Here is a 25,482-nt window from a genome sequence, read left to right on the forward strand (position 1 = left end):
AATAGACCTCTTGCATAAATCCGAAAACAAACGATAGAAACAATAATGGGAGGGACTTTCAGTTAATTATTTATTAGTAGTTGATAATCTTCAAAAATGTTGCTGTACAAGGATCGACTTAAGACTTTTGCAAGAGGTCTAATGCTATCGAGTTCCATCCCTGCACCCACAGCCTCAGAAAAAGTTTGCGCTGCTTGGAAAGCGTTAGTCGCAGCAAAATTGAGGGCGCGGTCTTGGGAAGTTTGCCCTAAATTGCGTAAATCGTAGTAGATGCGGTTGAGGAAACTACTCAAAGTGCGGCGCATTTGGCTTTCTTGGGCTTCTGTTTGTTCTGCACCAACGGCTTCTATTGCCGCACTGACTAAAGTATTAACGTGCCAACCATAAATTCCCCGGGGGCTATCTGGTTCAATGACGGGAACAACTTGTCCTGAGAACAGGCGTACTGTCCGCCCAGTAATCCGTCCCGGAATACTGACACGCTGGATATATTCGGGGCTGTCTTCTGCTTGCACTTGTCCCGAAAGAAGTTCCTGTAAAGCGGCATAAACTTCGCGGGAAAAAGAGCCAAGGGGTTCAATGGCGTAAATTGGCGTAAGTTCCAGGTTCAGGGTCCAAATTAAGGATTTAGCTTCCGAGAGGTTGTCAGCCAGGTAATCCACCATCTGACGGGCATCGTAGGGATTAGAGGGAACTTCAATACCACCAATTACCGCTGTCGGCATCAGTTGTTTAAATGTGTCCCGACGGGCTTCGGAGCCGAAGTCATAGCCCAAGGTGCCAATGGCATAGACGATGCCACCAGCAGGTTCAGCAGCTTGGCTAGGGGTGACGGGTTTATTGGTAGTTTCGGGCATGGATACTCCTTGAGAGGTGATGACAGGATTGGGAATTTGGGCGACGGGAATTACCGGTTCGCTAGTTGCGGCACTCAGTTCGAGGTTTTGGCGTTCAGCCTCAGGGGTTTCGGGCGTACCACCGCAGCCACAGCCTGATGCTTCTACTGTTGCTTGGGTTTCCACAGATTCGGACATGGTTTCTCCTGTTAGCTGTTTAATTGCCCCAGAAATGTTCAACAATCCGGCTAAACATTTTGGTTCATTTTCGCTGTCGGCATATTGGCAGGGGAGGGCGCTTTTTAGGATTGCCTCCCGGACAGCGTGAGGATTGGGGGTTTCTCCTCGCTGCACCTGCAAGCTGAGTAATAAGGCGGCTACTCCAGCCACAATAGGCGCAGCGAAGCTGGTCCCACTCAGTTGCACAGTCCCGCCCCCTGGTTTTGCCCCTAAGATGTTTTCTCCAAGGGCAAGGATGCCTTGACTTTGGTAGGTTTCCCCCCAATTACTAAAGTCGAGGGGATGCCCTCTAGCATCAACAGCACCCACCGCTAGGACGGCGGGAAGGGCCGCCGGAACTTGGAGGCATTCACAGCCATCATTGCCAGCAGCAGCAACGAGAAGAATATTTCTCTCGTTACACATCTCGACGGCACGAATTAGCCAGTCTTCGGCTTCTCCCATATCAGTGAGGGCCCCGCCGCTAATATTAATCACTTTTGCCCCATTTTCGGCGGCTTGTTCAATCGCCCTCGCTAAATCGAGTTGGGAGAGTTTACGGTTATCCTCGGCGAAGACGGGTACGAGTAGGCCTCGACAATTAGGGGCAATTCCTTCTATTTCTGTTTTAGGTTGTCCAAAGATGAGGCTGGCAATATGGGTTCCGTGGGTGGACATTTGCCCCGCGGTGGCTTGATGCTGGACGAGGGTGGGTAAACGGGTTAGGTCTGCCCCGTTGAAGCAGGGATGGTCGGTATCAACTACACCATCGAGAATGGCGACGGTTATTTCTGCTGCGCCTTTGGTTTGTTTTTGTAGTTCTTTTAATCCCGGAATAGTTAAGACGTTCATCTTTTTTTAATTCTTGGGTTAACCGATAAAGTTAATAATTAAATACATCACAAACCTTTAAGTTTAATTCTTTGAATCTGGGAGATTTTACTAGATCATCATTGCTAAAATTACCAACCTGTGTGTAAGCATTTCCTCTTAATTCTAAGACTAAAATAGTTTGAGTTTGAGGATCAACTATCCAGTATTCAGGAATCCCACAAGCTTGATATTGGCTTCTTTTGGCGATGTAATCTCTCTCTCTTTGGATTTCCCCCGGACTAACCACTTCAATGACTAATAAGGGGGGTGCCATGGAAAGAAGAATCGTATTTCTCTGGGAGAGTAATTGAATATGTTCTTCTCGAATAATGGTTAGGTCAGGATAACGGTTTTTCGGTTCGCCTCTCACTTCTAATTCTAAACCATGTCCTCTGACTCTCCGATGTCCAACAAGTGAAGCAAATTTGAGAAAAAGAAAGTTAGCGATTTCAAAGTTAAGTCCTGATTCTGGCGGCATTTCTACCAATTCTCCGTTAAATAATTCATAAGATTCCTCTGAATTATCCTCATATTGTAGATATTCGGCAAAGGTTTGAAAGCGGGGTTTTGTGGTTAACATAATTTCTCATCTCTTTTTGTTGTTTAATTGATTTTTATGGCAACCAATCGCGATCTAGTAATTGTTCTAGTGAGTAAGGACATTGAGAGAGAAAAATCATAGTATTCGCTGTTTTGATTTTGACGAAACCTAACGCATCTTCATAAATATAGTTTAATTCTTCTTCTAAATAATTACGGAGATTAGCCGTCATTTTTCGCCTTAATTGAGTCCAGAAGTTATAAATTTCTTCCTGCCAATGAATTGTATTACATTCTGCTTCCTTTGTCCAGTATTGCAGTAATAATAAATGGCGGATAACCTGTTCTAAAAGACTGGCTACAGCATTTTTATTTTCTTTGCCCCAATCCTCTAATTCCTCGATTAAATGTTCTAAGTCTAGCTGTTGAAATTGATGATTTCTGAGTAGGCTAACGGTTTCTCCTAGCCATTGGGAGTCATCAATCTCATAGAGTTGTTTTAAGGCGTGAATACTTTGCATTATTGATTATCTCCGTCTTGATTTTGTTGAATTTAGATTACTCTAACTAGATTGATGTTTGAGCGTAGCTATTCCTAATTGCAAAACTTCTAAAACCTTGGCTAAGTCACCGGCTAATAAGGCATCCCTATCTAACCATAATCCAGGGAAGATCTGGGAACAAATTATCCCTTCTGAGTTCGGTTCAAGTTTAATATATTCTTCATTTGTTAATCTAAACCAATCAAATTCTCCATCTTCAACTCGCCAGACTAGATATTCTTGCACTTGGTTACGGCGATAAACATTAAGTTTTTGATGTAAGTCAAGGGAGACAGTACTCGCTGCAATTTCAACGATTAACTCTGGCGCACCTTCGACATAACCATCCTCACTAATCGTTGATTGTCCACCATTTTTAATTCTTAATAGTGCATCGGGTTGAGGTTCATTGTCAGTATCAAGACGAACCGTACAATTATCACCTAATTCGGTTCCGGGTGTACTTGACCAATAGTTACCTAGCCAAGTAATAATACGCGCATGAGGGTTGCCATGATTCGTAATTCTTAGGGGAGAAGCCATAATATAAACAATTCCTTCAATGAGTTCTGCTTTTTTTAGATTTGGCATAGCCTTATATCTACGCTCGAATTCACGACGAGTAAGCTTATCCCCATTTTCTAGGCGTGGAATGGTTAATTGAGGAGAAATTGTTGTAGTTGCTATCATCGATTGTCTCCATTAGCAGTTTTATCTTTTTGAGTATCTTGATATCAGGGAAGTTTTGTGGTTAACATAAAGTTTACTCCATTCCAAAATACTTATAATAGTAAAGTCTAACATTTTCAATTCTCGTTTTTTCTAATTCTTGTTGGGCTGTACCTACCCACATATTAGGTAGAATATCTTGATGTTGATAAAAGCTGTGAACTCTTTGGGCGGTATCATTAAGCTTAAAGTAATTGATTAAATTCTGACGATTTTTGAGAGAGTAGTAAAGCACTGGGTTATTATTTGCTTTTGATAAACCTGTAAAAAATAGACTTGATGCTTGGAGAGGTTTTAAGGCTGATTTAGGAAAATGTTGCCACACTTGATTGATGGTTTCTGGTTTGAAAAAATCGTCTTCTCTAATCTCGGCATAAATTTCGATTGCACTTTTACCCTTGAAATAAAGATCAAAACCAATTAAGTTGACAAACCCACTGAGATAATTACTATCAGCAGCACCGTCACTTAAAACAAAAGCGGTTGCTAGTTTTTCGGGATAATCCCTAATTCTGATGTGCATTTTTACACTAGAATCGGCAAGATTGGTTCTTAAGTCAATACCAGCACTTAGGACTTCTAGCTTGCTAAAGTCAAAATTATCTCCTAAAAATCCCTGTAATAAAGAATAATCTAATTGAACACCCACACGGTTCTCCACTTGCTGAAAAAAAGCTAGAGATTGAGCTAGATATTTTTGCCACTCTTGGGCTTGATCTTTAAAAAAGAGCAAAAACCTTGAGGCAATGAGTTTATCTAATTCTATCTTACAAGAGGCTTCAATAGTACAATCGCCCTCAACCCCCATCACGAAATCTTCAAACAGCCGTAAAGGGTAAATCGGCTCAACATCGAAAGCTTGTTGATGGTTACGAATAAATTGTAGCCTTTGCTCTTTGAGGGAGTTTTTTTGAATGTCAGCAACTATCATAAGTTCAAATTTTGCTCAAGAATATGCCTAGAAAACCTCGAAATCTTCAAACTGGTTATTCCTACCACGTCACCACACGCTGCAATAACCGAGAGTTCAAATTATCCAAGCGGGAATGCCGGGAGGTATTTCTTTATGCCATCAAGAAGGCTTTAGACAAACACCAGTTTAAGCTTTATGCTCTCTGTATCATGTCTAATCATGTCCATTATCTGATCGAACCTGCCCAACCAGAAGATTTACCCAAAATTATGCACTTCCTCAACTGGTACAAGGCGATGTGATCCCCCCGCCTTTGGCTTCCCCCGTCGTGCGTTTCATTTTTGAGTCAAGACCTAATTTAGCGGCGTGATTGCTCTAAAATAGGGTTATCGCTTGCTCAGTATATAGCAATGACCTTAATCGCTGTCATCGATTATGACATGGGAAATCTGCACTCTGCCTGTAAAGGACTGGAAACCGTGGGTGCAGTGCCGAAAATTACCGATTCTCCCCTCGATCTCGAAAAAGCTGACGCTATTGTCTTACCCGGAGTCGGTTCTTTTGATCCTGCTGTCCGGCAAATTCGCAGCCGTCATCTAGAAAAACCGATCAAAGCGGCGATCGCTAATGGTAAACCCTTTCTCGGTATCTGTCTCGGTTTACAAATTCTCTTTGACTCATCAGAGGAGGGTCAAGAGGCGGGTTTAGGGATTATTTCGGGGACAGTGCGCCGTTTTCGCTCGGAACCTGGCATTACCATTCCTCACATGGGTTGGAATCAATTAGACTTCACCCAGCCGGATCATGCTCTTTGGCAGGGATTACCCCCGCACCCTCACGTCTATTTTGTCCATTCCTATTATGTCGATCCCCTTGATAGTCATCTAACTGCTGCCACCGTCACCCACGGCAGTCAAACGGTGACAGCAGCGATCGCTCGTGATCGTTTGGTAGCGGTGCAGTTTCACCCGGAAAAATCCTCGACTAATGGCTTAAAAATTCTGGCTAACTTTGTTGAACAGGTGCAAAAATTAGCTTTAGTCTCCTAAATAAGCCTTTAAAACCCGCTCGTTTTTTTGGATTTCGCAGGGAATACCATCGGCTAAATTTGTCCCTTCTGCTAATACCCAAACGTGGTGACAAAGGGACATAATCACATCCATATTATGCTCGATAATTAAAAAGGTAATTCCCTGACGATTCCATTCGATAATATGGTCGCTGATTTGAGCGATTAAAGTTGGATTAACTCCGGCGGCTGGTTCATCTAATAAAATTAATTTTGGCTTGGTCATTAGCGCTCGGCCAATCTCTAATAATTTACGCTGTCCTCCCGATAAAGCTCCCGCATAATCCTGCGCTTTCTCCCCTAGACCAATCGAATCTAATATGTCCAAAGCTTTGGCACGATTTTCCTGTTCCTGTTGGCGAATTTTTGCCCCCTGAAACCAGACTTTGAGAAAATTTTCTCCCGTTTGCCCCGGACTAGCTAAGAGCATATTTTCTAACACCGTTAATCGGGATAATACCCTTGCTACTTGAAAAGTTCTCACACATCCTTTCAGGGCAATTTGATAGGGAGGCAGCTGATGAATGGGCTGACCATCAAGAAAAACTTCCCCTTTATCTGGGCGAATAAAATTAGATAAAAGGTTAAAAAGTGTGGTTTTGCCGGCTCCATTTGGACCGATTAACCCGGTGATGCTGCCCTGCGGCACATCCAAATAAGCATTATTGACGGCGCGAATGCCCCCAAAACTTTTCGATAATCCTTTGGCAGAAAGTAACATAAATATCAAGTAAACATCAGTTATCAGTAAACAGTAAACAGTAATCAGTAATCAGTGAAAAGACAGTAAGTAGTCGTGGGAAATAAATTTCTTAGTTGAGACAGGCAATAGGCACTCTTGCAATAGGCACTCTTGCAATAGGGTTATTTAAATGTGTAATTAATTTTGCTTAATTCCTTAGAAAACTGCTATTTAATACTGATAACTGATAACTGATAACTGATAACTGAAATTATCTTCCCAAAGTTAACTCCTCTTTTTTGCCGAGGATACCCTGGGGTCGCCAGATCATTAAAACCATGAGCAGCAGACCGATAATCATAATCCGTAAAGCCCCCAATTGGCTATCATTAAAAATATCTAATTGGGGTAGAATAAAACGAGTCAGGGAATCGTAAGCCCAGAAAATTATTGATCCTAGTAAGGTGCCGGCATTGCTACCAGAGCCACCGAGAATGATAATAATCCAAGCGTTAAAAGTCAATAACGGTTCAAAATTAGTCGGGTAAATAGTGGTTAATTGCCATGCTAAAAAAGCCCCAGCTAAACCAGCGATCGCACCGCCTAACATCAAAGATTGTAACTTATACCAAAAGACATTTTTTCCTAAAGCCCGGGGAATTTCTTCATCTTCCCGGATAGCTTTGAGGATGCGTCCCCAAGGCGATCGCAAAAGTAATTCTAAACCAGTATAAACGAGAGCGAGGAGGACTAAAACTACCACCATCAGCCCCGCTTTGTAATTATAGTCATTCAAGGCAATTACACCGTTTATATACAGAAAAAGCAGGATTATCGCCCCTAACAACCCCCAAAAGATTAAAGCTCTCTTTTGCGTCGGTTGATAGCTTTTACCGCTAATTTGCCCCGCTTCGCGCCATTGTCGTTGCAGATTGCGCCCCAATTGCCAGAGAGCAAAGATAGCAAGCAGGGTAAACAGGGCAATAATTAATAATTTGACGGGAAAACTGGGATTTATATCCAAAGGTAGGGGATAACGTTGTAGTCCGAAACTACCTTTCGTTAACCAATCCTCGTTAAGCACCAGCAAACGAATTAACTCAGACACCCCGATGGTGACAATTGCTAGATAATCGGCTCTTAATCTCAGGGTGGAAAAACCGATCGCCAATCCCAACAATGCCCCTAGGATCGCCCCGACAATGGCGGCAAAAATCATCGGTACACCCTGTAAAGTCAATAAAACCGTTGCATAAGCCCCTAAAGTGGCAAAAGCAACGTGACCAAAGTTAATTAAGCCAGTAAATCCCCATTGTAGATTTAAACCGAGGGCAAAAATCGCGTAAATACCCGCCCAAATTGTCAGGGAAACTAAATAATCTGTCATCTTAAGTAAAAAGTAAAAAAGGGGTTGGGGAAGTGGGGGAGACCACTTCGTGGGCGTTGCGGGGGGAGATGGGGGAGTGGGGGAGTGGGGAGATGGGGGAGTGGGGGAGTGGGGGAGTGGGGGAGTGGGGAGAGGAGGAGAAAAAAGCTGAAAACTCACATCTGATTACTGATTACTGATGACTGATCACTGAAAAAGCTGATTGCTAACTGCTAGTATAATATCAGTTACAACGGCCTCTGTAGCTTGATGGACAATTGTGACGAGCGGAGGGTGCTAGGCTATCAATACTGAAAAAACCTTGTCCTGTTAATTTCTATGCCTCTTTTGATTCTAATTGCCGATGATGACCCCGGTATCCGCCTAGCGGTCAAAGACTATTTAGAATTAGCAGGTTATAGTGTGGTGGCGGCGAGTAATGGTTTGGAAGCTTTGAATTTATTGGATACCTATCATCCCCATCTTTTGGTATCGGATATCAAAATGCCGCGTTTAGACGGCTATTCTTTGGTGACTAAGGTGCGGCAACAGCCAGAATTTAGGTTATTACCAGTAATTTTTTTAACCGAAAGAGGGTCAACAGAGGAAAGAATTCGCGGTTATCAAGTGGGTTGTGATATCTATCTTCCTAAACCTTTTGAGATGGAGGAATTAAAAGCAGTTATTCGCAATCTTTTAGAGCGAGCGCAAATGGTGCAAAGTGAACGTCAATATCAGAAATTAAAACCGGAAGAAAGCCCCAAAACTAGGGATGTTTTAACTTCTTCTTTACAGGACGATTTTAAGTTAACGAATCGCGAGCGGGAAGTGTTAGAACATTTAGCCCGGGGACTTTCTAATATTGAAATTGGGCAAAAACTGCATCTTAGTTCTCGCACGATCGAGAAATATGTTAGCAGTTTACTCAGGAAAACAACTACTAACAATCGGGCCGAATTGGTTCGTTTTTCCCTCGAACATAGATTAATCGATTAGCTGGAAGAAAAAACTTAAATTTTGTTTTTTACGTCCTCCAAAAGACTGCCACAGGAGTCTAAAAGTAGCTCGATTACGCGGTCAAAACCTTCACGACCACCGTAGTAGGGATCGGGAACTTCTTTTTCTGGGTGATAACGGGCATAGTCACACATTAACTTGACCTTTTCTTGATATTTTCCTGTCCGATCTAGGGATAAAATATCTTGATAATTGGCTTTATCCATGGCTAAGATTAGATCAAAATTCTCGAAATCCTCGCGGGTAAATTGTCTAGCTGTCCCTTGCAGAGGAATACCGCGTTTTTTGGCCGCCGTATTCATGCGAGAATCGGGAGGAGAACCGATATGATAACCGGCAGTCCCCGCAGAATCACAGAGGATTTTATTGCTTAATCCTTCTTGTTCAATCAGATAAGTCATGATATTCTCGGCAGCGGGAGAACGACAGATATTTCCTAAACAGACGAAGAGTAGTTTATAGGGCATAAATTGACCGGTAGAATCATCACTAAATTGCCAATTATAGGGCATTTTTAACATCCCGATAAAGATTTATCCTCAAAAAACTCCTCGCTGTCCATTAACCTAATTTTGGCTAATCCCAAGCTTTCTAAATAATCTTGCCACCCTTGGGGGGTATCTTCGATCGCTAATAATCCTAATACCCTAGCTACGTCTGCTACCCAGGGTAGGGTGTGAATTCTATAACCCTGCCAGTTTACCTCTAAGGATAACCAAGCGGGAATCTCTTGGGGGTTAAATTGTTGGGAGGCAATATAATCAGCTTGAAAGCAGTAAATCCGAGGTGGTTTTTGACTCTCTAACAAGGTTAAACACTCCTTCTAATCTGGACATTAATCTCTTGACTCGTATTTTAGGGGAACCTCAGCATAATTTCTGTTAAATATGAACTTCTCTCGTCAAGAAATAGTTAAAAAACAACTGATAACTAGGCCGAGTTTCCCCAAGAAGGCAATTTACCCTTAATTCTCCCCTAAGCGAGGACGAATAATTAAATAAATTGCCGGACCGATTAGAGGCAATAGGGAAATTACCGGCAACAGGAAAGGATTTTTTAATCCCCGTCGGGTTAGATCATCTTGCAGCAAAATTGCACATAATAGGGTTAAAAGACAGAAATCTACACTCATAACCTGAATAAAACGGCTAGTTTGCCACTGATGCCAAAAATCAGACCAATTGCCGTTAATTAATCCGTAAGCGATTAAAATTGCCGCAGTAATTAGGGCAATTACTCCCAACCAAGGTGAGTCTAGAAGTTTAATGACCAGATTTTTTTTACCGGTAAAATTGCTGTTGGGTTGACGGAGAGTTAGATAGGGTAAAATAGCGAAAGCACCCACAGCAAAGGAGGCAAAAGCAAAGGGCCAAGCGATGATTTTTTGGTCACGACCATCGATAATTAAAAGGCTAGTGTAGATCAGTGGCCAAACTCCCATCAGGTTAAAAAGAGCAATAATTAACGGGTTGATATCTTGCCATTTCCCAGTGGAAAGATTGATAATTAAATTCACTGTATCTGGTGGATCGGGGGGTGCTAGTAAAAAAGCGTATAATCCGAAGCCTAACCAAAGTAAACCGAGAATAATTTTTGTTAACATGAGAGTAGATAATTAGCTTAATTGAGTAATGGATTTTTCATCGGATATTTTAGTCCAAAAGTGAGCAAAATGTCAAGCAATATTATACTAAATCCGGTTATTAAAGACTGATTATTTATTCCCCCTTTTGCATGAGTGCCTCTCCTTATAAGTAGCCTATACTTAACGGATTTAGTATTACCTAATCAATGATCACTAATTTTTAGGGAAGAAGACGGGGATTCATGGTTTCTACTGGGGTAATTTCTGCACTTTTAGAGTGGAGTAACCGAGTTTGCTCGAGGATAGTTTCTAAGTCTTCATCCGAGAATTCTTCTACATAGTTTAATTTCACTTCTTCTAGGAAGATAATTAATAACATCTCAATTCTTTCTAAACTGTGACGGGATTGTAATTCCCCGGCGAGAGATTGCCCGAAACGTTGGACTAATTGCTGAACTAAACGCTCAAAAACTTCGTCTTCCTGGGTAATCTTTTCAGCTATATTAACAAAGGATTGATACAATTGACTAGATAGGCGATTGCTCAAGTCAGTTTTTAATCCTTTCATGCCAGGTAATCGCAATAAGCTTTGATAAGCGGGAGTTTGACTGAGAATTTTCTCGATATTGTATTTAATGAAAGCTTCTGCTTCTGGTTTAATTTGCGGTAAAACCTTGTCAACGGTACTATTAACTAATAACCGAAAAATTTCGACAACTTCATTAGTATCATTGAGATTATTATATCCGCCATTGAGAGATTTCTCGAGAAATTTCTCCACTTGTCCCCGTCGAATATATTCCTGAATTTTATTAATGATTCTCAGGACAATTATCTCAGTAACATCTTTAGAAATTAGCGCAACTAGGCCTTTAACTGCCTGTTCTTTAATCAGTCTTAAGTTAATAATTTTAACTTGATCTAGGCGAATAACGGTAGGAATAAATCGCAGCCATCTCCAGATAGGAATAAACAGAAAAATATCATACCAACGCCATAACATAGCCTCGCGCCAACGCAGGCCTTTATGAGTGCGAGCAATCCACCAAGTTCTCAGCATAAATTCCCAGAAAAAGATGGTACCAAATAAAAAATCGATCGCCTCAAAGTTATCTATCGGTCTCCCATCTTCTCCTAGGGGACGAAAATAATTAGTTTCTATTAAAGGTTGAATTTCTTGATTAAAAAACTTCAACTCTTTTTCCCAGCCATTTTGACTGAGATAATCCCAACTCCAAAACTTCTGAAAGGCTGCTTTTGCGGAATCATTTTCTGTTTTAAAAACCCGCAAGCGCATTTTATTTTTAATCTTCTCTAAAGTCCCAGTCTTCCCCGCCAAGGCAAAGGGATTATTATCAATCATATTGACACTTTTTTGGCGCAAATTGTCTAAAATTTTCTCGATATCTTGGCGATATTCTTGCAGATTAAACTCTGGGTTAAAGAGCTTTTGATTAATTAGTTGATTAAGTTTATTAACCGTCTCTAAATATTCACTGGTACTGCGATAGGGTTTAATTCCTTTCACCACATCATACTTAGCGATTCCTTTAACAAAGGGAATTTCTAGGGGTTTATCGGGAGGTATTTGTAATTCTTGAAAGGAAATCGGCCCGAGTTTTATTGGTTCATTAAATCTTAATAAAGTTATTTGCAAGCGTCCCTGTAACCAAAAATCTCGCAGGGGAATATAGGTTAAATCGAAAATAACCAGAATATAATTACATAACACCAATAGGGCCATGCAAGTCTCAAAGAGATTGCGGGGGGAAAAACGATGGTTTCTGATCACGGGGTTTTTAGTCAAAGTCATTAGCCTAGAAAGCACACTTTGACCATGGTAAACCGAAAACGCCTAATTTTTTGCCTGAAAGCGATATAAGTAGTTAAAAAAGGAGCGGTTAAACTTAGTTCTGCCTCAGCAATTAATAGATGTAGTCTTCTATTCTGTAATAGCATCCTAGCAGATTCAGTTAAGCAGTTAGCTACAACTTCTTTGGCAAGAACATTTTTATTATAAGTCGGTAAGTTGCAGATTAGCATAAAATCACCCTGAATTGATTTTTATCTGTCAATAAGCCTAGAGCCTCGTAGGGTGTTTTTCCTTGCGTCAACCCAACCTATAATAATTGCTGCTCTCGTAGGGTGTGTTAATAAAGTATTGACAATGTAAATACATCCTGCCTATACTACAAGTATGGATGTCTATTTTGTCCTCAGTGGCATTACTTTTGTTTGGAATGACGAGAAATCTAGGATTAACCCGATCAACCATGACGGTATTATGAAAGTTGAGGCATTAAAAAAACGACTGGAGAGAAATCGCCCTATGACTACAATCACGATTCGTATTCCCGAAGATGTGATTGAAGATTTAAAGCGGGTTGCACCGTTGCTTGGTTTCTCAGGTTATCAACCTTTGATGCGTGCTTACATTGGACAAGGGCTGCGTGCGGATTTGGAGCGTCTAGAGGGAGATACAATTTCTGCTCTCGTTGCTAGTTTGAAGCGTCATGGTGTAAGTGATGAACTGCTGCAAGAAGCGTTGAGTGAAATTACTCCGCGTTAGTCTAGGTTTTCGGCCTCCTAGGTTGAGTTGAGCGAAACAATACGGGGTCGAAAATGGCTCAATTCGATTGAAAAAGCGAAACCCAACCACCTCAACGGTTGTTATTACTTATATAATAGACTACATAAGCTTTATTGATCGCTTTTTTCTATGTCCGAATCAGCTGCTGGAATTTCTGTTTCCAAACCCCAAAATATCTGGAAACGACAAGTTAAAGTCAATCTGAGAAGTCTCTTTAGTACCCTGGGAAAAGCCGCTCTTAACCGGGCATTTTTGCAGTGGGATGATCTGGCCGAAAATGGAGTAGAAGTTTTAGATGCTCTTGGTTTAAGTCGGACTCCGGGGGAATTAGCGGGTTTATTAATAAGTCAATCGCTAATGAAAGCGATGAAAGGATTACTTAAAAGTAATGCTGATTTACTGCCCCAAGAAGTTGAAAAGCTGCCTTTAAAAGAACTTTACCGTCAGATTACCGACTTTTTAGAAGAGCCGGAATTAATTCTCGATCAAGATTTTTTTGAGCATCCCGAAAGATTACCTATAGTCGCACCAATCCAAGCAGCTTTTTTACGGTGGTTAACAACAAATAATTTAATCAGTAATTCCCAGGAAGCGAAGAGCCTAAGTAACCGTTTACCAGCTTATTTTGTCTTAGCATTGCAGGAACAATGGAAAGATAAACGAGATGAATACAGTCTGCTTTTAGATGAAATCGACACTCCTTTTAACAATGCTTGGAAACGAGAAAGAGGCTGGTTACATTATCGAGCTTGGTTGCAAAAACAGATCGATGAACCTATTTTTTGGGAAACCTTTAGTTTAAAGCAAATTTATGTACCTCTACGGGGATTTTATGAAGAAGAAAAAAAAGCCACCCCAGACACAGATTACCATCGAGAGCCATCATTTAAACGCATTGTTATCAAGCTCCAAGAGCAGTTAGAAACATGGTTAGAAGCGGCAAAATCCGATGATGCTATCCGTTTATTGACCGGTGGGCCGGGTAGTGGAAAATCGTCCTTTTGTAAGGTATTTGCTGCCCAACAAGCTCGCTTAGAAAAACAAGTTTTATATATTCCCTTGCATCGCTTGAGTTTCTCCACAGATTTAGTAACAGCAGTTCAAACTTTTGTTCAACATGACGGTTTTTTACCAGAAAATCCCCTAGAACCGAGGGATCAAGATTTAAAATTACTAATTATCTTTGATGGCTTAGATGAGCTATCTATGCAGGGAAAAATCGCCCAAGAAGTCGCCCAAAATTTTGTTAATGAAGTACGAGATCAGGTCAAAAGTTTTAATCAAAATAAAACCCGTTTACAAGTGTTGATTAGTGGGCGTGATGTGGTGGTACAATCCAATAAAAATAATTTTAAAAAACCTCAGCAAATTATCACTATTTTACCCTATTGGGTTGATAAAAGCGATGATTTTAGCGATGTCGATAACTTATTAAAAGTCGATCAACGTGATCAATGGTGGCAACAGTATGGGCAAGCTAAAGGGAAAAACTATGCACAATTACCGCCGGAATTATCGGGGAAAAATTTACAAGAAATTACCGCTCAACCGCTATTAAATTATCTTATTGCTCTCACTTTTGAACGAGGCGAGGTTCAATTTTCCCAAGAAACTAACCTCAATAATATTTATGACAATTTGCTCAAGGCAGTCTATGAGCGAGGTTATGAAAAAAATAGTCCAGGCCACCGGGCTATAGAAGGGATTACAGAAAAAGATTTTGTGCTAATTTTAATGGAAATTGCCCTTTCCTGTTGGCATGGTAACGGTAGAACCACCACCGTTATAGAGATTAAAGAACATTGTGAAAATAATGGCTTAAAAAATCTCCTAAAAAATTTCCAAGATAGTTTTCAAAGCGATTCCAAAGGGAGTATTACCCGTCTTTTAACAGCCTTTTATTTTCGAGAAAGTGGCGATTTACGAGGCAGCGAAAAAACCTTTGAATTTACCCATAAAAGTTTTGGTGAATATTTAACTGCCCGCAGAATTGTTGACCGAGTTAAGCAAATTCATAAGAAATTACAAAACCGTGAAAAGGATCATGATTATGACTACAATCCCGACAAAAAAGCTTTAATCGCCTGGGCGACTTTATGCGGACCGACGGCAATAGATGAATATCTTTTTAGTTTTATTGTCAATCAAATACAATTACAGTCCCCAGATGAAGTGAAACAGTGGCAGAAAACTCTGGGTGATTTAATTGAATATCTTTTGGACAAAGGAATGCCGATGGAGAATTTAACAAACCGCCCCAATTTTCAGGAGGAAATGCGACAGGCACGCAATGCCGAGGAAGCTTTATTAGCGGTATTTAATGCCTGTGGGCGAGTCACCGAAGAAATTTTTCCCATTCAATGGCCTTCTCCTGAAGCTTTCGGCAATTGGTTGGCCCGTCTTCAGGGACAAAGAATAGATTATAAGCCTATGTTTGTGTTAGATTGCCTCAGTTTTCTTGATTTACAAAACTGTCTGTTGATATGTCGAGATCTTTACAGAGCAAATCTTCAAAGGGCAAATTTTGCAGGGGCAAATCTTGCAGGGGCAAATCTTGTATGGGCAATTCTTGAAGGAGCAAATCTTGAAGGAGCAAATCTTTACGGGGCAAATCTTTACGGGGCATTTCTTGAAGAGGCAAATCTTGAAAGGGCAAATCTTGTGGGGGCAAATCTTGAAAGGGCAAATCTTGAAGGGGCAAATCTTGAAGGGGCATTTCTTGAATGGGCATTTCTTGAAGGGGCATATCTTGAAGGGGCTAATCTTGAAAGGGCAAATCTTAAAGGGGCATTTCTTGAAGGGGCAAATCTTGAAGGGGCAAATCTTAACGGGGCTAATTTTAAAGATGCTAACGTCAAAGGGACGATTCTCGATACGGAAGTTAAAACCGAGTGACTCTTCTAGGTTCTGTGTGATAAGTTTAACTTACAATATGATCGATCAGTCTTTGTGTCCTTTGTGTCTTTGTGGTTCGTTCCACCCCCTCGCTAGGAAGAATGTATCTTAGAATACATTTTACCCACCAAACCCAAGAGAGCCGCCTTAGATATTCTTCAACAGCTTATCCCTACCTAGGATGAAAATAATTATAAATTTCCTTAGCTAATTGTTCCCCAATTCCTGTCACCTGTTGCAATTGTTCTAGGGAAGCTTCGCGAATATAATCCAGAGAATGAAAATGAGCTAATAAATCTTTTTGTCGCTTAAAACCTAACCCCGGTATCTCATCCAAACGGGAACGGCGACTTTTTTGCATCCTTTGTTGTCGGTGAAAGCTAACAGCAAAGCGGTGCGCTTCATCCCTGACTCGACGCAATAATTGCACTCCGGGTTGTTCCTTATCCGTCTCTAAAGGAGAGGATTCCCCCGGTAAAAAAATCTCCTCTCTCTGTTTAGCTAAACTAACAACTTTTACCTGTTCTAATAAATTCATCTCCCCTAAAACTGTCACCACTGCTGATAATTGTCCTTTTCCTCCATCAATCATAACCAAATCGGGAAAATCATCACTTTCGGCAATATTATCGGGATTTTCGGCATAACGACGGAAACGCCGGCGAATTACTTCTGCTAAACTGGCAAAATCATCGGAATGGCCGATTTTAACCTCGGGATTTTTGATTTTATAATGACGATAATGTTGATTAGCGGCCACCCCATCGATAAACACCACTCCCGACGCGACTGCATTAGAACCCTGAATATGAGAAATATCATAACCCTCGATGCGGTGGGGTAGTGCTGGTAAATCGAGAATTACCGCTAAATCCTGCAAAGACTGTAAATCTCGGTCGGCGCTTCTTTTCGTCTTTTCTAACTCATAAAGAGCGTTTTTCTCCACCATAGCTAATAAATCCGCTTTACTTTGCCGTTGGGGGACAGTTAACTCGACTTTGCGACCTTTTTTTTCCCTTAACCACCCCGCTAACACCTCACCTTCCGGTAATTCGCAGGGTAACAGGATTTCGCTGGGAATTTCCACCCCTTCCACCGATAAATAATGTTCTTCCAGGACTTTTTGCAGGATTTCTCCCTCGTTTGCTGACTGACTATCGGCAAAAAATCCCAAACGTCCCACCAAACGACCAGAACGCACTTGGAATAATTGTATGCAACAATGCTGCTCGTCCTTAGCTAAAGCGATCGCGTCCCGGGATACGGTATCATCAGGTAAAGAGACTTTTTGATCGGTATTAAGGGCCTGTAATCCGCGAATTTGATCCCTAATCGTGGCCGCTTGTTCAAAATCTAGGTTTTCCGACGCTGCGAGCATCTTTGCTGCTAATTTCTCTAATAATTCCCCCGTCCTTCCCTGAAAAATCATCGCCACTTTCTGCAAGGTTTCTCGATAATCTTGGGGACTAATTAATTTTTGACAAACCCCCGGACAACGACCGATATCATAATTTAAACAGGGACGGTCTTTAAACAGAGGTTGGGGACGTTGACGCAGGGGAAAAGTGCGTTTAATTAGGTGTAAAGTGTGGCGCAGCAGCCTAGTATCGACGTAGGGACCATAATAACGGTCTTTTTGGTTATTTATGCTACGTTTGCGGGTGATAAAAATGCGCGGGTAGGTTTCCGACCAAGTAATACAAATGTATGGATATTTTTTATCGTCCTTGAGGAGAGTATTAAAATGGGGCTGATGTTGTTTAATTAGATTAGCTTCCAGGGCCAAAGATTCTGCTTCCGTGTCGGTGACGATAAATTCAATTTCTGTCACCTGTCGCACCATCAAAGCAATGCGGGGACTGAGAGGTTGACTGGGACGAAAATAGGAACGGACTCTAGACCGGAGTTTTTTGGATTTACCGATGTAGAGAATTTCGCCATTTTGGTCGCGCAGGAAGTACACCCCCGGTTCGAGGGGAATTTCCCGAAGACGATTTTCTAGGCGATCGAGGTCTTGGATTAGGGTAGAGTTAAGATTATTCCCGAACATCTTTTTATATTAGGGTTTGCGGCAAAAAGTTTGTCTTGGGTGTGGGGTGTGGGGTGTAGGGTGTGGGGTGTAGGGTTTTACCGATTTTCAGGGAAAAAGTCCCGGAATTTTCCCCCCCATTACTCCAATGGCCGGTACTTTTGGATTTCAAAAAGGTCTAAAAGTCTTATCGAACAATGTTTTTAGATTTATTCAGCAAACCCTATATTAGACAAAAAATTACGTCAGTGGGTATTAGCTGACGTTTGGCAAGATATTTAGGGCAAATCTTCACAAAAATTAATAGGCTTCCGATTCGATTTGCTTAATCGGGACGAAACATTCCCCGGGGAGAAGAATCGGTTTATTGTTAAAAATTAATTGGCCCCGATGATTGTCGCGGTTAATAGCGACACCGAAAGGACGTTTACTAACTCTGCTATTGAGGGTACAGTAGATGCGATAAATGCGTCTGGCCGCCCGTAAGACAGTAGGATCTAACAAAATTGGGATTTCCATATCGACACGTTGTTGTTCTGTTTTCTCGGATAGGGCTACCATAGCACTCGTCTCCCCACGATTAAATTGACATATTTATTAAATCAATGTTATATGACGATTTCCGATTATGCCACTTTTGTTAGGATTCTAAAACTTTTAGGATGGCCTGGCCCATAGCTTGGCATCCCACTAAGGTCATACCTTCCGAGAAAATATCTCCGGTACGATAACCGAACTCTAAGACTTTTTCTACGGCTTTTTCCAGCGCTGCTGCCGCTAAAGGCTGATTTAGCCCATATTTTAACATCATAGCAGCGCTGAGAATCTGGGCGATCGGATTGGCTTTATCTTGGCCGGCGATATCCGGGGCCGAACCGTGGACGGGTTCAAAAACTCCCACCCCAGCAGTCCCTAAACTAGCGGAGGGTAACATTCCGATACTACCGGTTAACATGGCCGCTTCATCGGAGAGAATATCACCGAATAAATTGCCCGTGACGATAGTATCAAATTGTTTGGGGGCCCGGACTAACTGCATGGCCGCGTTATCGACGTAGAGATGGGAAAGTTCCACATCGGGATAATTAGCGGCCATTTTCGTCATCCGGTCGCGCCAGAGTTGGGAAACATCAAGAACATTAGCTTTATCGACGGAACAGAGTTTATTGCCGCGTTTTTGGGCAATTTCAAAGGCTACCTTAGCGATGCGGTCCACCTCCGATTCCAAGTAAACCATGGTATTTACACCGCATTTTTCTCCCGTTTCTGTCTCAAAAATCCCCTTCGGTTGACCGAAGTAGATACCCCCGGTCAATTCCCGGACGACCATGATATCCACTCCCTCGATAATCTCCCGTTTGAGACTAGAAGCGTCGATTAATTGCGGAAAAATGGTGGCAGGACGCAAATTAGCAAAAAGACCTAAGCCAGATCTTAAGCCTAATAATCCCGTTTCTGGCCTTTGCTGCCGGGGCAAATTATCCCATTTATAACCCCCGATAGCGGCCAGGAGAACAGCATCACTATTTTTACAGGCGCTCAGGGTTGCTTCGGGGAGGGGACTGCCGGTTTCATCAATGGCTGCCCCTCCAATTAAAGCGGTTTGGAAGTCAAACTGGAGGTCAAATTTTTTACCGATGACTTTCAGTATCTCTACGGTGACAGCGAGGATTTCCGGCCCGATGCCATCGCCGGGTAGTAGGGTAATGCGATACTGTTGCGTCATAGTTCTAGAACGGTAAAATAGGTCAGACTCTTAATTATAACATAGTTAGGGTTGGCTGAATAAATCTAAAAACCTTGTTGGATAAGGCTTTTAGACTTTTTTCCCCTCAAAAAGTGCCAGCGATTGCAGTGATTGGGGGGAAAATTCCGGGACTTTTTCCCTGAAAATTAGGTAATTGAACCTCTGAAAATCGGTAAAATCCTACACCCTACACCCACCGAAAAACTTTTTGCCGCAAACCCTAATTAAAGGGGCAGTTAATCCCCGATAACTACACTAATTCTACATGGGAATCATCCCCGATCATAAAGCGTAAAGCTTTTGGACGTTGGGGGGCAATTTCTAATTTTGCCCGTCGTCCAATAACACTATCAACTATGCGCTGATGAATGCCAATAATCGTGGCATCTTTGAGAATAACACTGTGTTCTATGTCGGCATCGATTAATTTTACTCCATTAGCCACACTACTATAGGGACCGATAAAACAATTCTCAATGTGACAATTTTCTCCAATAATGACAGGACCGCGAATGGTACTATTAATAATTTTACTACCCTGACCAATTTGTACCCGTCCGATCACCTGACTATTAGCATCAATTTCTCCCTGCAAAGCGATTTCTAGACTGGTATCAAGGATAATCCGATTTGCTTCTAATAAATCATCTTTTTTACCCGTATCTAACCACCAACCCAGTAGTTTATTGGCTTCTACTGCTTTATTTTGATTGATTAATTCTTGGATAGCATCGGTAATTTCTAACTCACCCCGGCCCGAAGGTTGAATAGATGCGATCGCTTGGTGAATGGTGGGGGCAAAAAAATAAATCCCTACCAAAGCTAAATTTGAGGGGGGTTCTTTGGGTTTTTCGACTAAGTATAAAACTTTGCCAGTTTCATCTACTTTTGCTACCCCAAAAGCACTAGGATTAGACACTTTTCGCAGGAGAATTAAAGCATCAAGGGACTGTTTTTGGAAAGAGTCTAAAAAGGGCGATAAATCATCCTCAATTAGGTTATCACCCAAGTACATAATAAAGGGGGAATCTCCTAGGAAAGATTGGGCAGTTTTAACCGCGTGAGCTAATCCGGCTGGTTGTTCTTGGCGAATATAAGTTATCTTAGCCCCAAACTGTTCACCATTGCCCGTGGTCTGACGAATTTCTTCCCCGGTTTCGGGACTGATAATAATGCCAATATCGGTAATTCCTGCGGCGACAATTGACTCGATTCCATACCATAAAATCGGTTTATTGGCCACGGGAACTAACTGTTTTGCCCCGGTATAGGTTAGGGGACGTAACCTCGTACCTTTGCCACCGGATAAAATTAGTGCTTTCATAGTTTTAAAGATTAAATAGTTGGTTGAGCATAGCTTTGAGAGAATCTCGCCAATAGGGAGGAATATAACCCAATTGTTGCGAGATTTTTTGACCAGAAAGAACCGAATAGGCCGGACGCACTGCTGGGGTAGGATATTCAGCAGTAGTAATGGGAATTACTCTCTGAATTTTTAAGGGAATACCGCTTATTTTTGCCTCCTCAAAAATAGCTTTAGTTAAATCAAACCAACTGGCAACACCGCTATTAGTAAAATTATAGATTCCTGCGGGATTATCGACATTAATTAAAAGCTGAGTAATGGCCGTGGCGATATCTTTGGCCCAAGTGGGACTTCCCACCTGATCGACAACTACTTTTAACTCCTCTCTTTCCTTACCTAATCTCAGCATAGTTTTGACAAAATTACTTTTGCCATAACTGCCGTAAACCCAAGCAGTACGCAGGATAATTGCCTGAGAATTAACAGTTTTAATCTCCTCTTCTCCCCTTAACTTTGATTGTCCATAAACCCCTAAAGGATTAGTTAGATCGGTTTCTAGATAGGGGGTATTTTTTCGACCATCAAACACATAATCGGTGGAAATATGGAGAAATTTAGCTTTAATTTTCTCGGCAGATTCCGCCATGATTTTCGGGGCTGTAGCATTGATAGAATAGGCTAATTCTGGCTCGGTTTCGGCTTTATCCACTGCCGTATAAGCGGCGGCATTAACCAGATAATCGGGGTGAATTTCCCTAATTAACTGGCGGATTTTTTCCGAGTTAGTTAAATCTAGTTCTTCTCGACCGATACTAATAACTTCGCCCAGGGATGGTAAAGTTACCTGTAACTCTTGTCCCACTTGACCTTTAGCACCAATTAGTAAAACTTTTTTCATCGTCTTTAGGGGAAAACTTCCACGGATTTAAAGGGTTGTCCAGCTTGGTCTTTAGGGGAGAGAATCGGGGGGGTCTCTAGGGGCCAATCAATCCCTAAATCGGCATCATTCCATAAAATAGTTTTTTCGTACTTTGGATAATAATAATTAGTGGTTTTGTAGAGAAATTCTGCTCGGTCGGAGAGGACTAGAAAACCATGGGCAAAACCTTCCGGGACCCAGAAAATACGTTTATTTTCCGCACTTAAAACACAGCCTACCCATTGCCCAAAAGTGGGGGAACTTTGACGCGCATCCACTGCCACATCAAAAACACTACCGTTCACTACTCGCACCAGTTTACCCTGGGGATTGGGGATTTGATAGTGTAATCCTCGCAGGACATTTTTTAAGGACATAGAGTGATTATCCTGGACAAAAGTGGTATTAACCCCAGTTTTTTCTCGAAAATCTTTCTGATTAAAACTCTCCAAGAAAAAACCTCGATCGTCTCCGTAAACTTGCGGTTCAATGATTAAAACATCAGGAATTTCCGTGGGAATAACTTTCATAAAATCGGAGACAAGATAACTTTTGCGGGTAGTCTAGCACAAAAGGGTATTTTTTTCTAAATTTTTTGATTAATCTTTCCTCGGTAACTGAACAATGATAAGATGAGCCTAACTTAGTCAGAGCATAAACGACGTGGTACAAGTCTCTACAAACACCGCTACTCAATCTATCCCCGTGGAGGGAGAAGCCTTAAAAAACTGGTTACAGACTAGGGCTAATCAGATTATCGCCGGCGATCGACTCAGTCAGCAAGAGGCCCTAGCTTTAACTGCGATCGAAGGTCAGGAAAATATTTTCAGCTTATGTGAGGCTGCCGATCGCATTCGTCAGGCCTGTTGTGGTAATACGGTGGATTTATGTAGCATTATCAACATAAAATCGGGAAGTTGTTCGGAAAATTGCAGTTTTTGTTCCCAATCCGTCCACCATCCCGGACAAGATTCGCCTATCTACGGTTTAAAAAGTCGCGAGGAAATTGTCAGCCATGCGAAAGCAGCAGCCGACGCGGGGGCCAAACGCTTCTGTTTAGTTAGTCAAGGCCGGGGATTAAAGTATAATAGCCCCAAATCCAAGGAATTCGAGGAAATACTGGCCACAGTTCAAGAAATCATCGAAACGGCCAAGATTAAACCCTGTTGCGCCCTCGGAGAGTTAACCCTCCCCCAAGCCCAGGCCTTAAAAGAAGCCGGAGTTACCCGTTATAATCACAATCTGGAGGCTGCCGAGAATTTTTATCCTAACGTGGTCTCTACCCACAGTTGGCAGGATCGGGTAGAAACGGTTAAAAACCTGAAAGCGGCGGGAATTCAGGCTTGTACGGGCGGAATTATCGGTATGGGGGAAAGTTGGACCGATCGTATCGATTTAGCTTTTTCTCTGGCGGAATTAGAAGTGGAATCAGTGCCGATTAACCTATTAAACCCCAGAAGTGGCACCCCTCTAGGTCATTTACCCAAACTGGATCCCTTGACTGCCCTAAAAGCGATCGCTATTTTCCGGTTTATCTTGCCCCAACAAATCCTCCGTTATGCCGGGGGACGAGAGGCAGTCATGGGAGAATTGCAAAATCTGGGGCTAAAATCGGGAATTAATGCTATGCTGATTGGACATTATTTGACCACTCTAGGACAACCCCCCCAACAGGATCAGGCGATGTTGGCTGATCTTAGTTTAATAGGAGGAGAAGCCCCCATCCCCGGTGAATACCAACCCCAACAGGCAACCTAAATCACGTCGAGGACGAGAATCTCCGCCGCGGCGCGCTTCCGCATCGGTTCCCAATGAGTTACTCTGGGCTTTGATTGGTTTGTTGCTGACAATTTTTAGTACATTTGTTCCAGTAAGTCTGGCTAGTTGGTCGGCTACGGGTCTATCTTCGCAAAAACTGGGCATAACTTACCAAATTGGCGCAGTATTGTTAACGGGCTGTCTGGGGGGCAAAAATGCCGGGCTTCTCGCCCAGGTGGCCTATATTTTTCTCGGTTTAACTTGGTTGCCTGTGTTTGCCCAGGGTGGGGGAATGGGTTATCTGAAAGAAGCCAGTTTTGGCTATATTTTAGGCTTTATGCCGGGGGCATGGCTGTGTGGTTGGCTGGCTTTTCGCTGGCGCGCCAAGATAGAAACCCTGGCTTTAAGTGCTTTTGCCGGTTTGTTAGTGATTCATCTGTGCGGTTTATTATATATGCTGGGATTGTCGATTTTTCAGCCCCAAGCTAGTCAAATCACCTTTCCCGATAGTTTGCCCACCCTATTTATGAATTATTCAGTCTGGCCATTTTTAGGGCAGTTAGTAGTAATTTGTGTGGTGGCAATTATTGCCTTTTTCTTCCGTAAATTATTATTTTATTGATGCCACAGCCAATGTTAAAAAAGAATCGCTGGTTTTGGATAGTGGCGGTGATTGGTCTAATTTTAGACCAATTAACTAAGTATATAACCGTGCAGAGTTTTGAGCAAATTGGTGAGACTTTCCCGATTATTCCGGGGGTTTTTCATTTTACATTTGTGATTAATACTGGGGCGGCTTTTAGTGCTTTTCGGGGCGGTGTTGGTTGGCTAAAATGGCTATCCTTATTAGTTAGTTTGGGATTAATGGCTTTTGCTTACTTTGGACCGCATTTAAATCGTTGGGAACAATTGGCCTACGGTTTTATTTTAGCAGGGGCTTTCGGCAATGGCATCGATCGCTTTTTGTTTGGTTATGTGGTGGATTTTCTCGATTTTAGATTGATTAATTTTCCTGTTTTTAATCTGGCTGATGTCTTTATTAATATCGGGATTATTTGCCTCTTAATTTCTACCTTTCCCCACAAGTCTAGGGTCCTGTAGGGGCGAAGCATTCGGGCGATAACCTATCGCTGAAACTGTAGATTTCCTATCCGAATGCCTCGCCCTTACTTTTTCTGTTCAAAAAAATCGGGGATTTAGTATTATATTCCTGGAGTCCTGATCATTTAAATATTTTGGAAATCTAGATAATTCCTGTTGAGTACCAATCATAATAAATCCGTTGAGTATAAGCTACATATCAGCAGAGACACTCATGCAAAAGGGAGAATAGATAATCAGTTTTTCATAACTGGATTTAGTATTACATATTCCTGTGCTTGTTCAAGCAAATAATAAACGTCCTTTAGGTTCAGGAATTTCTCGGCCTAATTCCTGTGCTGTTTCAATCCATTGTTGAATAATGATTTCAGCATTTTGCACAGCTTCTTGATAAGTTTCTCCATCAGCCATACATCCTGCAAGTTCTGGAACTTCAACGATAAATAGTTGATCCTCATTACTCCAGTAAATAATCAGTTCATAACGAATTTTCATCTTGATATCCTAACTTATATTTTAAAATCAGACTACGAATTTGCTTAACTTGATAGACTTTGGCTTTTCCTTGTTTGGGTTGCAGATTTAAAATTTCTTCAACTCCTTCTTTGGTAAAAATATGATGACTCGCCAATTCAAAAATGAAACGCATCAACCTCAAGAGTTGACAAAGAAAGGCTCATCAGGTACTGTCTGATCATTAACAAAAACAAATCAGACCCAAAAATGAGCCACCAAAATCTTAACATAGAACAAAGAAACTTGCTCT

General features: G+C 41.8%; 28 protein-coding genes. 8 read left to right on the forward strand and 20 right to left on the reverse strand.

Features of this window, described 5'->3' with window-relative positions; all coding sequences use genetic code 11:
* Positions 1-62: 62 nt before the first annotated feature.
* The 5 genes from O9300_RS05835 to O9300_RS05855 all read right to left on the reverse strand — a co-directional run bounded on the left by O9300_RS05835 (position 63) and on the right by O9300_RS05855 (position 4,670).
* Entirely contained in the window at positions 63-1,907 is a 1,845-nt protein-coding gene (locus O9300_RS05835; protein WP_287970562.1) for a PatA/PatG family cyanobactin maturation protease, read from the reverse strand.
* Between the two features lie 31 nt (positions 1,908-1,938).
* Complete coding sequence (locus O9300_RS05840; protein WP_287970564.1) at positions 1,939-2,508, reverse strand: Uma2 family endonuclease; 570 nt, start codon at positions 2,506-2,508, stop codon at positions 1,939-1,941.
* Between the two features lie 34 nt (positions 2,509-2,542).
* Positions 2,543-2,989 (reverse strand): DUF29 domain-containing protein, encoded by a 447-nt coding sequence (locus O9300_RS05845; protein ID WP_287970567.1) that lies wholly within the window; start codon positions 2,987-2,989, stop codon positions 2,543-2,545.
* A gap of 42 nt (positions 2,990-3,031) precedes the next feature.
* Positions 3,032-3,700, reverse strand: coding sequence for a Uma2 family endonuclease (locus tag O9300_RS05850; RefSeq protein ID WP_002753010.1), 669 nt, complete (start codon positions 3,698-3,700; stop codon positions 3,032-3,034).
* Positions 3,701-3,773: 73 nt separating this feature from the next.
* The gene (locus O9300_RS05855) at positions 3,774-4,670 is read right to left on the reverse strand and encodes a DUF5838 family protein (RefSeq protein ID WP_287970570.1); all 897 of its coding nucleotides are present in this window, start codon (positions 4,668-4,670) and stop codon (positions 3,774-3,776) included.
* 23 nt (positions 4,671-4,693) lie between these two features.
* Between O9300_RS05855 and O9300_RS05860 the strand changes: the two genes are divergently transcribed.
* Together O9300_RS05860 and hisH are read left to right on the forward strand one after the other, a co-directional pair.
* On the forward strand, positions 4,694-4,954 hold the full coding sequence (locus tag O9300_RS05860; protein WP_287970571.1) for a transposase: 261 nt from the start codon (positions 4,694-4,696) through the stop codon (positions 4,952-4,954).
* A gap of 108 nt (positions 4,955-5,062) precedes the next feature.
* Positions 5,063-5,701: an imidazole glycerol phosphate synthase subunit HisH gene (hisH, locus tag O9300_RS05865; protein ID WP_287970574.1), complete on the forward strand. Its 639-nt coding sequence runs from the start codon at positions 5,063-5,065 to the stop codon at positions 5,699-5,701.
* Here hisH and O9300_RS05870 read toward each other — a convergent pair.
* On the reverse strand, positions 5,690-6,442 hold the full coding sequence (locus O9300_RS05870) for an ABC transporter ATP-binding protein (protein ID WP_287970576.1): 753 nt from the start codon (positions 6,440-6,442) through the stop codon (positions 5,690-5,692). The genes hisH and O9300_RS05870 overlap by 12 nt on opposite strands.
* Positions 6,443-6,674: 232 nt before the next feature.
* The gene (locus O9300_RS05875; protein WP_287970599.1) at positions 6,675-7,790 is read right to left on the reverse strand and encodes a branched-chain amino acid ABC transporter permease; all 1,116 of its coding nucleotides are present in this window, start codon (positions 7,788-7,790) and stop codon (positions 6,675-6,677) included.
* A gap of 318 nt (positions 7,791-8,108) precedes the next feature.
* On the opposite strand from O9300_RS05875, the gene O9300_RS05880 reads away from it, so the two are divergent.
* Positions 8,109-8,765 carry a response regulator transcription factor gene (locus tag O9300_RS05880; protein WP_002791331.1) on the forward strand — a complete coding sequence of 219 codons (657 nt, stop codon included), beginning with the start codon at positions 8,109-8,111 and terminating at the stop codon, positions 8,763-8,765.
* 14 nt (positions 8,766-8,779) lie between these two features.
* Here O9300_RS05880 and O9300_RS05885 read toward each other — a convergent pair whose 3' ends face one another.
* The 4 genes from O9300_RS05885 to O9300_RS05900 all read right to left on the reverse strand — a co-directional run bounded on the left by O9300_RS05885 (position 8,780) and on the right by O9300_RS05900 (position 12,184).
* Complete coding sequence (locus O9300_RS05885) at positions 8,780-9,298, reverse strand: low molecular weight protein-tyrosine-phosphatase (protein ID WP_287730693.1); 519 nt, start codon at positions 9,296-9,298, stop codon at positions 8,780-8,782.
* A gap of 2 nt (positions 9,299-9,300) precedes the next feature.
* Positions 9,301-9,594, reverse strand: coding sequence for a hypothetical protein (locus tag O9300_RS05890; protein WP_149985702.1), 294 nt, complete (start codon positions 9,592-9,594; stop codon positions 9,301-9,303).
* 156 nt (positions 9,595-9,750) lie between these two features.
* Positions 9,751-10,389, reverse strand: a complete 639-nt coding sequence (locus O9300_RS05895; RefSeq protein WP_185236837.1) for a DUF2834 domain-containing protein — start codon at positions 10,387-10,389, stop codon at positions 9,751-9,753.
* 202 nt (positions 10,390-10,591) lie between these two features.
* Positions 10,592-12,184, reverse strand: coding sequence for a DUF445 domain-containing protein (locus O9300_RS05900; RefSeq protein WP_287970579.1), 1,593 nt, complete (start codon positions 12,182-12,184; stop codon positions 10,592-10,594).
* A gap of 471 nt (positions 12,185-12,655) precedes the next feature.
* Between O9300_RS05900 and O9300_RS05905 the strand changes: the two genes are divergently transcribed.
* Together O9300_RS05905 and O9300_RS05910 are read left to right on the forward strand one after the other, a co-directional pair.
* Entirely contained in the window at positions 12,656-12,940 is a 285-nt protein-coding gene (locus O9300_RS05905) for a hypothetical protein (protein WP_194014522.1), read from the forward strand.
* A 150-nt stretch (positions 12,941-13,090) separates the two neighbouring features.
* The gene (locus O9300_RS05910) at positions 13,091-15,856 is read left to right on the forward strand and encodes a pentapeptide repeat-containing protein (RefSeq protein WP_287970581.1); all 2,766 of its coding nucleotides are present in this window, start codon (positions 13,091-13,093) and stop codon (positions 15,854-15,856) included.
* Positions 15,857-16,028: 172 nt separating this feature from the next.
* Here the strand turns inward: O9300_RS05910 and uvrC are convergent, their stop codons facing one another.
* From uvrC to rfbC, 7 genes are all read right to left on the reverse strand, one after another.
* On the reverse strand, positions 16,029-17,906 hold the full coding sequence (uvrC, locus tag O9300_RS05915; RefSeq protein ID WP_149979728.1) for an excinuclease ABC subunit UvrC: 1,878 nt from the start codon (positions 17,904-17,906) through the stop codon (positions 16,029-16,031).
* 4 nt (positions 17,907-17,910) lie between these two features.
* Positions 17,911-18,057 (reverse strand): hypothetical protein, encoded by a 147-nt coding sequence (locus O9300_RS05920; protein WP_170915406.1) that lies wholly within the window; start codon positions 18,055-18,057, stop codon positions 17,911-17,913.
* A 128-nt stretch (positions 18,058-18,185) separates the two neighbouring features.
* Positions 18,186-18,446 carry a hypothetical protein gene (locus tag O9300_RS05925; protein ID WP_002734814.1) on the reverse strand — a complete coding sequence of 87 codons (261 nt, stop codon included), beginning with the start codon at positions 18,444-18,446 and terminating at the stop codon, positions 18,186-18,188.
* Between the two features lie 79 nt (positions 18,447-18,525).
* A complete protein-coding gene (leuB, locus tag O9300_RS05930) occupies positions 18,526-19,611 on the reverse strand; it encodes a 3-isopropylmalate dehydrogenase (RefSeq protein ID WP_287970585.1) in 1,086 nt (361 codons plus the stop codon).
* Between the two features lie 271 nt (positions 19,612-19,882).
* Positions 19,883-20,956 carry a glucose-1-phosphate thymidylyltransferase gene (locus tag O9300_RS05935; RefSeq protein WP_190722911.1) on the reverse strand — a complete coding sequence of 358 codons (1,074 nt, stop codon included), beginning with the start codon at positions 20,954-20,956 and terminating at the stop codon, positions 19,883-19,885.
* A 4-nt stretch (positions 20,957-20,960) separates the two neighbouring features.
* Complete coding sequence (gene rfbD, locus O9300_RS05940; protein ID WP_287970587.1) at positions 20,961-21,836, reverse strand: dTDP-4-dehydrorhamnose reductase; 876 nt, start codon at positions 21,834-21,836, stop codon at positions 20,961-20,963.
* Positions 21,837-21,841: 5 nt separating this feature from the next.
* The gene (rfbC, locus tag O9300_RS05945) at positions 21,842-22,387 is read right to left on the reverse strand and encodes a dTDP-4-dehydrorhamnose 3,5-epimerase (RefSeq protein ID WP_002732824.1); all 546 of its coding nucleotides are present in this window, start codon (positions 22,385-22,387) and stop codon (positions 21,842-21,844) included.
* 133 nt (positions 22,388-22,520) lie between these two features.
* On the opposite strand from rfbC, the gene bioB reads away from it, so the two are divergent.
* From bioB to lspA, 3 genes are read left to right on the forward strand one after another with little or no spacing between them, the layout of a single operon-like run.
* On the forward strand, positions 22,521-23,615 hold the full coding sequence (gene bioB, locus O9300_RS05950) for a biotin synthase BioB (protein ID WP_287970590.1): 1,095 nt from the start codon (positions 22,521-22,523) through the stop codon (positions 23,613-23,615).
* Positions 23,587-24,237: a biotin transporter BioY gene (locus tag O9300_RS05955; RefSeq protein WP_287970592.1), complete on the forward strand. Its 651-nt coding sequence runs from the start codon at positions 23,587-23,589 to the stop codon at positions 24,235-24,237. The genes bioB and O9300_RS05955 overlap by 29 nt, the downstream gene beginning before the upstream one ends.
* Positions 24,238-24,248: 11 nt before the next feature.
* The gene (gene lspA, locus O9300_RS05960) at positions 24,249-24,716 is read left to right on the forward strand and encodes a signal peptidase II (protein ID WP_287970594.1); all 468 of its coding nucleotides are present in this window, start codon (positions 24,249-24,251) and stop codon (positions 24,714-24,716) included.
* A 282-nt stretch (positions 24,717-24,998) separates the two neighbouring features.
* Here the strand turns inward: lspA and O9300_RS05965 are convergent, their stop codons facing one another.
* Positions 24,999-25,211, reverse strand: coding sequence for a type II toxin-antitoxin system HicB family antitoxin (locus O9300_RS05965; RefSeq protein WP_002776225.1), 213 nt, complete (start codon positions 25,209-25,211; stop codon positions 24,999-25,001).
* Positions 25,195-25,365 (reverse strand): hypothetical protein, encoded by a 171-nt coding sequence (locus O9300_RS05970; RefSeq protein ID WP_287970596.1) that lies wholly within the window; start codon positions 25,363-25,365, stop codon positions 25,195-25,197. Before O9300_RS05970 ends, O9300_RS05965 begins: the two co-directional genes overlap by 17 nt.
* Positions 25,366-25,482 lie beyond the last annotated feature (117 nt).

It is taken from the genome of Microcystis sp. LE19-195.1E (genome assembly GCF_027532095.1).
Taxonomy (GTDB): Bacteria; Cyanobacteriota; Cyanobacteriia; order Cyanobacteriales; family Microcystaceae; genus Microcystis; species Microcystis aeruginosa.

Coding starts and splice junctions, on each gene's coding strand:
- O9300_RS05855 (WP_287970570.1), bottom strand. CDS start 4,670: ATGATAGTTGCTGACATTCAAAAAAACTCCCTCAAAGAGCAAAGGCTA.
- O9300_RS05880 (WP_002791331.1), top strand. CDS start 8,109: ATGCCTCTTTTGATTCTAATTGCCGATGATGACCCCGGTATCCGCCTA.
- leuB (WP_287970585.1), bottom strand. CDS start 19,611: ATGACGCAACAGTATCGCATTACCCTACTACCCGGCGATGGCATCGGG.
- O9300_RS05905 (WP_194014522.1), top strand. CDS start 12,656: ATGAAAGTTGAGGCATTAAAAAAACGACTGGAGAGAAATCGCCCTATG.
- rfbD (WP_287970587.1), bottom strand. CDS start 21,836: ATGAAAAAAGTTTTACTAATTGGTGCTAAAGGTCAAGTGGGACAAGAG.
- O9300_RS05860 (WP_287970571.1), top strand. CDS start 4,694: ATGCCTAGAAAACCTCGAAATCTTCAAACTGGTTATTCCTACCACGTC.
- O9300_RS05935 (WP_190722911.1), bottom strand. CDS start 20,956: ATGAAAGCACTAATTTTATCCGGTGGCAAAGGTACGAGGTTACGTCCC.
- O9300_RS05850 (WP_002753010.1), bottom strand. CDS start 3,700: ATGATAGCAACTACAACAATTTCTCCTCAATTAACCATTCCACGCCTA.
- O9300_RS05840 (WP_287970564.1), bottom strand. CDS start 2,508: ATGTTAACCACAAAACCCCGCTTTCAAACCTTTGCCGAATATCTACAA.
- O9300_RS05845 (WP_287970567.1), bottom strand. CDS start 2,989: ATGCAAAGTATTCACGCCTTAAAACAACTCTATGAGATTGATGACTCC.
- O9300_RS05965 (WP_002776225.1), bottom strand. CDS start 25,211: ATGAAAATTCGTTATGAACTGATTATTTACTGGAGTAATGAGGATCAA.
- O9300_RS05925 (WP_002734814.1), bottom strand. CDS start 18,446: ATGGTAGCCCTATCCGAGAAAACAGAACAACAACGTGTCGATATGGAA.
- O9300_RS05895 (WP_185236837.1), bottom strand. CDS start 10,389: ATGTTAACAAAAATTATTCTCGGTTTACTTTGGTTAGGCTTCGGATTA.
- O9300_RS05970 (WP_287970596.1), bottom strand. CDS start 25,365: ATGCGTTTCATTTTTGAATTGGCGAGTCATCATATTTTTACCAAAGAA.
- lspA (WP_287970594.1), top strand. CDS start 24,249: ATGTTAAAAAAGAATCGCTGGTTTTGGATAGTGGCGGTGATTGGTCTA.
- rfbC (WP_002732824.1), bottom strand. CDS start 22,387: ATGAAAGTTATTCCCACGGAAATTCCTGATGTTTTAATCATTGAACCG.
- O9300_RS05870 (WP_287970576.1), bottom strand. CDS start 6,442: ATGTTACTTTCTGCCAAAGGATTATCGAAAAGTTTTGGGGGCATTCGC.
- O9300_RS05900 (WP_287970579.1), bottom strand. CDS start 12,184: ATGACTTTGACTAAAAACCCCGTGATCAGAAACCATCGTTTTTCCCCC.
- O9300_RS05875 (WP_287970599.1), bottom strand. CDS start 7,790: ATGACAGATTATTTAGTTTCCCTGACAATTTGGGCGGGTATTTACGCG.
- O9300_RS05885 (WP_287730693.1), bottom strand. CDS start 9,298: ATGCCCTATAATTGGCAATTTAGTGATGATTCTACCGGTCAATTTATG.
- uvrC (WP_149979728.1), bottom strand. CDS start 17,906: ATGTTCGGGAATAATCTTAACTCTACCCTAATCCAAGACCTCGATCGC.
- O9300_RS05910 (WP_287970581.1), top strand. CDS start 13,091: ATGTCCGAATCAGCTGCTGGAATTTCTGTTTCCAAACCCCAAAATATC.
- O9300_RS05835 (WP_287970562.1), bottom strand. CDS start 1,907: ATGAACGTCTTAACTATTCCGGGATTAAAAGAACTACAAAAACAAACC.
- hisH (WP_287970574.1), top strand. CDS start 5,063: ATGACCTTAATCGCTGTCATCGATTATGACATGGGAAATCTGCACTCT.